This is a genomic window from Huintestinicola sp. (assembly GCF_050874005.1).
In the GTDB taxonomy this organism is placed as follows: domain Bacteria; phylum Bacillota; class Clostridia; order Oscillospirales; family Ruminococcaceae; genus Huintestinicola.
The window spans coordinates 1-8,011 of the sequence record NZ_JBNMJV010000069.1; the positions used below are offsets into that span (position 1 = coordinate 1).

Annotated in this window: 5 protein-coding genes; all 5 read right to left on the reverse strand. The window is 43.5% G+C overall.

The window, feature by feature from the left end; all coding sequences use genetic code 11:
* Positions 1 to 660: 660 nt before the first annotated feature.
* Positions 661 to 1,431, reverse strand: a complete 771-nt coding sequence (locus ACR0QN_RS13630; RefSeq protein ID WP_432651771.1) for an Rpn family recombination-promoting nuclease/putative transposase — start codon at positions 1,429 to 1,431, stop codon at positions 661 to 663.
* A 131-nt stretch (positions 1,432 to 1,562) separates the two neighbouring features.
* Complete coding sequence (locus ACR0QN_RS13635; protein ID WP_432651772.1) at positions 1,563 to 4,445, reverse strand: ubiquitin-like protein; 2,883 nt, start codon at positions 4,443 to 4,445, stop codon at positions 1,563 to 1,565.
* A 78-nt stretch (positions 4,446 to 4,523) separates the two neighbouring features.
* Positions 4,524 to 4,781, reverse strand: a complete 258-nt coding sequence (locus ACR0QN_RS13640) for a hypothetical protein (protein WP_432651773.1) — start codon at positions 4,779 to 4,781, stop codon at positions 4,524 to 4,526.
* A gap of 321 nt (positions 4,782 to 5,102) precedes the next feature.
* Positions 5,103 to 5,894, reverse strand: a complete 792-nt coding sequence (locus tag ACR0QN_RS13645) for a LytTR family transcriptional regulator DNA-binding domain-containing protein (protein WP_432651774.1) — start codon at positions 5,892 to 5,894, stop codon at positions 5,103 to 5,105.
* A 33-nt stretch (positions 5,895 to 5,927) separates the two neighbouring features.
* Positions 5,928 to 8,011 (reverse strand): DEAD/DEAH box helicase family protein (locus tag ACR0QN_RS13650; protein ID WP_432651775.1); only part of this gene is annotated, 2,084 nt, incomplete at its 5' end.

Genomic DNA, 8,011 nt, shown 5'->3' on the forward strand with positions numbered 1-8,011 from the left:
GCCTGACCGGGCGACGCCCGAAATGGAACAAATATCCATTCCGCTACGCTCCATGGATATTTGTTCCATTTCGGAGAGCTGATTCCATACTTATTTTGCATTTTGGGTGGAAAATGTGTCAAGGGATATTGACAATATCATATACCATTGATTTGCTGGCATACAAGCTGACAAAATATATTGATAAAACAATGATATAGTCATAATCTGCTGAAGAATAATAATTGTTTAACTGATTTAAAAATTGTATGCACAATAGAACTAAACCCTGTACTTTTTCTGCACTTGTGATAATCAAGCAACCCCCTCCTGTAAACCTATTTCAAGCAATGCGTTTACTTCTTGCTCCAAATGGCAGATGCAACCTTCTTCACTATGCCGATATTAGCGTTATCCTCAAATACCGCAAACAGCATATTCAGCCTTTCTGCAAAATTTTCAAATGCAGCAGCCTTGTCCGTAAGCTCGGCTATGCGATTGTCCTTCTCGGCAATGCTCTTGTCGATTACCTGTCCCTGAGGTCAGAGCTTTTTCCGCTCAGCTTATTGAGTGGGAGCAGGATTTGAGGGACTTGGCGGAGCAGCTGCACGAGGATATGGATAACAAATGAAAAAAGCCGTACAAAACGCTGTACGGCTTTTTGAAATATATGCGGTTGTGTTATGAAAGTGCTGCTTTTATCTGTTCATCTGTCATTCCATAGGCTTTGAGTTTGGAAATAATTGCTTCTTCGGTCTTTTTAGCGCCTATGGCTTCGCCCTCAGCCTTAGCATTTTTGAGTGCAGAAGCTTCATCGTGCAAAGCCTTTTCACGCATACGGGCATACTCTCGGATTTTCGTGTCCTCTGACATATCGTATGTTGTTTTTATTGCTTTCTGAATGACAGGAAAGCTTGTCTGAAAGTTTACAACATTCTCATTATCTGCATTTCTTGATAATTTATAAATAGTATTCAGATATTTGTCAATTCCATATATTCTATAGTCATGAATAGTCATCATATCACGATGGGAGTTGTCTTTTTTATCAATTACTGAAGCAATTTTTGCACAACTGCTCTCATTTTTTGATTCATTGATTGCATTGATATTTACAACTATGATACACTGAGCCGAATTATCACGCTCAGCTTCAGAAAAACATTGTTTTGCCCATTCAAGCGAAGATATGTGTCGATAATCTGTTTCACTATCAAATCGAATTTCCACATTTAAAGGATTTTTGTTTACTTCAAGGCTGAGGTCAAGTCTGCTGTATTTATCTGATAATGTTTCAGGCGGCAGCTCGGGATTAGTAATGATTATATCGGAAATACTCTCCTGCGGAACGTCAAGCATATCTGCAACAAAGGAATGGAGCATATCCTTATTATCGGTGAAAATTTTCTTGAAAATGATATCCAGCTTTGCGGATACAACATCTCTTGACATCGGTCTTTCTCCTCTCATTTATCATTATCATTATACCACATTTTATTTATTTTTTCAAGAGGTCACAGACAAAAATCCGGGCTGCCATAATAAGCAGCCCGGATTTTGCGTGTTATACAGTTATATAAGGATTAGTCCTCAACAATAAGTGTGTAATTTCTTCCGTCGGGAACCTCAAATACAAATTTACCCTTTTCATCGAGTACGCCTTCGGTGACTTTGACATTGGTACTCTTTCTGCCGCTGTAGATTGTGAATGATTTGCCTGCATATTCCTCACCAAGATTTATGATGATAACGCCACGCTTCTTGGTGGAATTTACCTTGATCTTATTCATATCAGCGTCATAGGAGTAAACATAAGATTGATTCCAAGCGGTTGCCATAAGAGCAAATGTCTCGTTCTGAACGGCTGTTACATATACCTTTGAAGCAGGCATTGTAAAGCTGCCCTTGTCGGTTATTTTTGCTATCTGACGTCCGTTTGCGTCTGTTACGATGATGTCATAGCCAAAGCCCGCGGTAACATTAACTGTCTGTCCCGCAGCAGCATAAGACTTATCTGCAACAACATTTCCGCTTGTGATAACGGGATAGTAAACAGTCTTTTCAGGTTCGGGAGCAGGCTCTTCCTCTTCAATGTCCCTGTATGCAATTGCATAGGTCGAGAACTTGTCAGTAACAAAGCTGCCCTTTGCTGTTGTATTATCATATGCGCAGTCAAGGATCGCCACATTTCCGCTGTGTACACGAATGATAAAATACTCTCTTGTCACATTTTCATCGGTGTTAATGAGCTTTTCGGGCATCTCAAAGGTTATCTTCAGATCGCCGTTTGTCTCGGTCACAGCTCTGGGGTCATTGTCTCCCACCTTAACGAACAGGGTTACGTCAATGTACATTCCTATCTGCATATCTCCCGTAAGAACAGATTCGGCAAGAGCCTTATCCGCAGAGGGAACCTTTTCCGAATAGTCTATGACTACCATATAAACTTCCAGATCTGCGCCGTTTTCGATAGCTTCAAGCTCCTCGGGTGTAAGAGGTATCTTGCTTATGATATCCTCATCGGTAAGCTCAAGGTCTGCATGACAAGCATTAGTGTCGGGGTCTGTTCCATTTTCCATATCTCCCGTTGTCTCGTCTCCGCCATAAATTACCGTGCCCTCCTGCACATATCCGCATTCTGTGCAGCTGCGTTCCTTTTTGCCGTTTGCATTGGAAGTTGCGGGAGTTGTGATAGTCCATTTGCTGTAGGTATGCTCTGCCTTGTCAAGCTCTGCGCCGCAGTAGTTACAGATATGCCAATGCCCTGTGCTGTCCTTTTCCCATTCTGTTGTTTTATCGGTATGCTGACAGTCGGTGACGGTCACTGTGGCTGTGCCTGTTCCTGCCAGATAGTTGTCATTTTCGGCGGTTGCGGCTGTAATGGTAATGATTGTGCCGTTAGGTGTGCCTTCGGGAATAACAAAGGAGCCTGTGAATGCTGTTCCCGTGCCGCTTTCGCCTACCTTATATGTAAGGGTGGGTGTGGGAACATCTGTAAGTGCGGTGTTATGGGGATTTTCCGCCTTGGCTGTTACCGTAATGGTCTTTCCTGCAATATCCGATGCGGGGCTTGCGGTTACGGTAATGGTGGGGATTGCCTTGTCTATCACAAAATCGTAGGACAGATCATCGGTCGTTCCGTCGCTCCATATCGTATTTTCCTTGTCAGCAAGTGCAACAGTTACATCATAACTGCCTGCATTTGTCTGCTTATTGCCCGTAACGGTGTAATCATCGCTTTCGGAAACCGCATATTCCTGCTCATTGCCGTTGTAGGTAAATTCGGTGTCATCTTCATCGGGAACAGTAATAAATTTTCTCCAATTTGAAGCGTTCTCATCATAGAGCCACTTGGTTGTGACTTCACCTACCGTTACCTCGTTTGGAGCTGTCATGGACTTTGCAGGGAGATATGCGTATATCTTCTTTTCCGTAACATTCTGTGAACTTGCAGTGTCATAATAGGTGTGTTCATCAGGGTAGTCATTGTTGTTGATCATAATATCTGCGCCGTCGGGGTTTGCTATGGTGATCGGGTATACATTGTCTGTGCCGTTTGTGGGGGTAACTGCGTCGTTGCCGCCGCCGATAGCGTTTCCGCCTGTTCCTGCAATAGCCTTTACAGAACCGCCGGTTATGGTGATATTTGAACCGGAGCCTCGATCGCCGCCGCCTATGCCTGCGCCAGAGTTGCCGCCGGTTGCGGTAACAGTGCCGCCGCTTATGGTGATATTTGAACCGGAATATTGGAAGCTGCCGCCTATGCCTGCGCCATATTTGCCGCCGTTTGCGGTAAGCTTGCCTGTGCCCTTTGTGCCGCCCTTAATGGTCAGCTTGCCTATGCCCTCTCCATCTCCGTTCTTCTGCAAGCCTGCGCAACAAAAGCCGCTTATCAGCGTGTTTTCGGAGCCGTCCGCAAGGGTTATGGTGACACTTCCCGTGCTGTCGTCCGCAATTTTGAATGCGGCAGTGTAATTTGAAGATGAAACGTCAATATTCACCCCTGCAAGGGTGATATTTGCAGAAACACCGTCTGCCACTTCAATTCGGTCTGTCGTTGTTGTACCTGAAATTGTCAGCGGTGTTTCTGTGAGAATAGTCAGCACATTGTCTGCATACTCGTAATCCGAGCCTTCCGTTCCGCCCATTACAGTAAATATCCTGCATTTTTTCAGTTCAAGATGAAGTGTGCTTTCTTTTTGAATATTGTAATCCGAAAGGGTCTTGCCCTCATCCAACTGTTTGCCGGCAAACAAAAGCCTTTGCATATCCGGAGGAATTCCTTCCTTCTCTTGTACCTTACCCTTAATAGCTTCTATACTGTCCGTCGGCTCGACCTCTATAGTAATAGTCTTGCCATTAACTGTCTTTACAAATATCTGCATTGCCGACACTGTTATGCCCATTGCAAATATAAGCATTATTGACATTACCGTTACAACTATACTTTTGATTACTCTTTTCATAGCCGTCTCCTCTCAACATTCCTTTCTCCAAAATCAAAAAACGCCTTTAAAGCCCTTATCCAAAGAGCCTGAAAGATGTTATACTTTTATATATAGCGGTGTTTCTGTGAGAATAGTCAGCACATTGCTTTCGTAGCTGTAGTCCGTGCCATATGTACCGCCCGTAACCGTAAAATCGCCGGTTGATTCCTCCGCACTCGCCACAATAGCATTGCCGAAGCCGTCAAAAAATCCGTCCCCGACCTCCGCCGGGAATGTGAATGTCGCTGACATAGCCACAGCCGCCGCAAATGCGGTTATCCGTCTGGCTATGCGTTTTAGCTTTTCTTTCTTCAAATTTATCCTTCCTTTCAGTATTACATACAAAATTTCTTTTATGCCTGTGTCCGATAGTTCTGATTTGTATTGCTTGTTTTATAAATGTTATACAAGCTGTAACGTATCTACACATAATAAATTATAATATGTCACTTTTATTTTGTCAACAAAAATTTTCCTGTTCTCGAAAAAATATGGAATGAACGCGATTTGAAAGCTCAACAAAACCGCCCTACTTGGAACGAATGAAGTTCGATTCAAGCAGGGCAGAAAATTTCGTATCATTTCACAAATGCAATGGATTTATCAGTGAATTTTATTGTGCATATTATATCAAAATTACAGGTTAATCATCTTCTGTAAGTACATTAAAATGGCATTTTCGCCTGCCGTTTTATCCCCCGAAAGCTTTGTTCTTGATATATCAAAAAGCATACAGCCGCAATGCCCCTTAAAAGTGGGAAAACAGATTATCCGAAGGGACTTGTCTATCTCGGGGCTGTAGTCGATTATCTCAAGGGTCTCGCCGTAAAGTGCCGAATGTTCATAGCTTCTGAGCCACTTTTTATCCATATTGGAAAAAATACTGCTGAAAGTATTGCCTATCAGCTGTTCAAGCGGACAGTTTTCAAGGTCTGCAAGAGCTTCATTTCCGTAACGGAATATCCAATCCACCGCCTGACTTTCCTCATTGAACACCATTTCAATGTCCGCAAAGGCAATGGGGATATTGTCAAAGCACTTGTAATGCTCGTAATATGCTTCATTGTCCGAGGGATTGTCATTATCCGCAAGCCTTTCGATTATCATCTGCTGCTTGCTTCGGAATTTCGACAGTATCTCCTTTTTGTGGTAGGAAGAATACGAAAGCACCTCGCCGTTGCTGAGCATTATTGTCTTATCTACGCTGTATATCGCCATTGCCGAAACAAGGCAGCCACGATTCAGCCTTATAAAATCTTCTCCGTATTTCTCCGAAAACTCATTCAGGGTCATTCGTGTTTTCAGCACCCGACCGTCGGCAACGTGGATAAATGCGTCCTGCTTTTTCATTGTCAAATACAGTATTTTGCTTATCGGGATAGTATAGGTATTTCTCTTTGATATAAATGTTATGGTCTTTTCTTCCATAATTGCACCTCGTTTCGGATTTGTTGGGGTTACTTATATTATATAGTATTGTGGGGGGATAGTCAAGGAAAATGAGCGGTGAAACAATACCGCCGTATATCTTCCCGGGGTGGGAGGATATGCGGCGGTATTGAAAAATAGCGTAAAATCGGCGTTTGTTATTTGGTTTTGTGCGTATTTGTTCAATATATTACGGCTTGTTTGATTGTGTTTTTCGGTGTTCCTTTTGGGTTGTTCAACATCAGACGGACGTAACGGACAGTCTAAATGATGTAAAGCAATCATTTTCGCCTGCGCATTCATACCCGCACCGCATTTCTGCGTTGAGCCGAGCAGTATTCTGACCTCTCCGGCATTCATTTTATCAAAGAGCTTCTGCTTCTGTTCAGCAGTTTCATAATCGTGTATGAAAGCGATCTCTTCTTCGGGTACTCCCCTGTTCATAAGTTTTCCCTTAATGTCATCATACACGTTAAATTCCTTTGGAGGAATATCCTCAACATCGGACATAAGCAGCTTTTCAAGCAGTTCAACGGAATTTACATCATTCAGCTTTCCGTCCTCAAATATTGCCGCCTGAGAATACATCTTACCATCGTCCATGTTCGGCTTGCGAATTACTACAATATCACCCTCACTCAGCTTGTCGGACTGCTCGGGAGAATGCTTGTCAATGTAACTTTTTGCATCGGCAAATGTTTTTATGTTCTTCGGATTATCCTCATCACCATTGCCAAGCCCTATTTTCTTGCGGAGAAGCTCATAGCCAAGCTCCTTGCTGCTGTTCGGTCTGTAAACCTCAAATCTGTCCTGTCGGGAGTCAGACTTTGGTGTGGACATATCGCAGAAAATGCACTGTGTGCTGCGCTTGTCTGTTGTTCTGCTGTAAATATCATATACATTATTTACACAGAGATTTACCTTTGAGCCTTCTTCATCTTCTAGAATCGGGTTAATAAGTCGCTGGTCAAGTCCTATCTTTCTGCCGTCATTGGTTATAACAAGCATATTGTCCTCACGAGGGTCAACCTTTCCGTCACGGATTGCTGTTGCTCTCTTTGAAAGGGACTTTATCAGTTTTTTCTGTGTCCTTGAAGGCTCTGCCACTATCTCATGAAAATGTGCGTCAGGCTTTTCAAGGTCAAGGGTATCGGCTGTGCGAATATCTGCACATTCCTTGAACATTCCCATAAGCTCGGGAAGGTTTGTAAATTTCGCAAAACGTGTCTTGAGCTGATACTTGCCATCAGATTCCGGTTTTAATTCGTAATCGGTTTTTACCTCGCCAAAATCGGCAGCCCATTCGTCAAAATGATTGATGCCGCAGTCTTTCAGCATATCTGCCTGCAAATACCTCATCATGGTGTAAAGCTCGCACATCGAATTCGAGATGGGCGTTCCCGAGGCATATGTCTGTCCCTTTCCACCTGTGATCTCGTCCATATACTTTGACTTCATAAGCAAATTGAAGGAACGTGCCGCACCGCCGCTGCCGAGTCCCGAAACATTGTGCATTTTTGTTGCTGTGGCGAGATTCTTATACATATGGCACTCGTCAATGAACAGCTTGTCAAAGCCCAGCTTTTCAAAATCTATGAAATCATCCTTGACCTGAGCATCGTTGAGCTTATTGAGCCTGTCCTGATAGCTTGCAATAGCGTTTTCAATCTTCTTGACGGAAAAGCTCTTTTCACCATATTCGGCTGCATACTCCAGCTCCTCACGAAGCTTTTCAAGCTCTGCCTTTATGTATTCCTGCTCACGCTCGGGAGAAAGTCCCATGCGGTCGAACTGCGTGTGACCGACAATAACAGCATCCCAGTCATTTGCAGCGATCTTAGCAAACAGTTTCAAACGGTTTGCCTTTTCAAAATCTTTCTTTGTAGCCACAAGAATATTGGCATTGGGGTACAGCCTTCTGAAATCATTGCCCATCTGCTCCGTAAGGCTGTTGGGTACGGCAAACAGCGATTGTGTATGCAGTCCCAGGCGCTTGCCCTCCATTGCTATGGCTATCATTTCAAAGGTCTTGCCCGCACCAACGGCGTGAGCAAGCAGCGTATTACCGCCGTATAAAGCTCTTGCAATAGCATTTTTCTGGTGTTCCTTGAGAGTAA

Bases quoted from the DNA above. Each gene is read 5' to 3' on its own strand.
- ACR0QN_RS13630 (WP_432651771.1), bottom strand. From the start codon at position 1,431: ATGTCAAGAGATGTTGTATCCGCAAAGCTGGATATCATTTTCAAGAAA.
- ACR0QN_RS13645 (WP_432651774.1), bottom strand. From the start codon at position 5,894: ATGGAAGAAAAGACCATAACATTTATATCAAAGAGAAATACCTATACT.
- ACR0QN_RS13635 (WP_432651772.1), bottom strand. From the start codon at position 4,445: ATGAAAAGAGTAATCAAAAGTATAGTTGTAACGGTAATGTCAATAATG.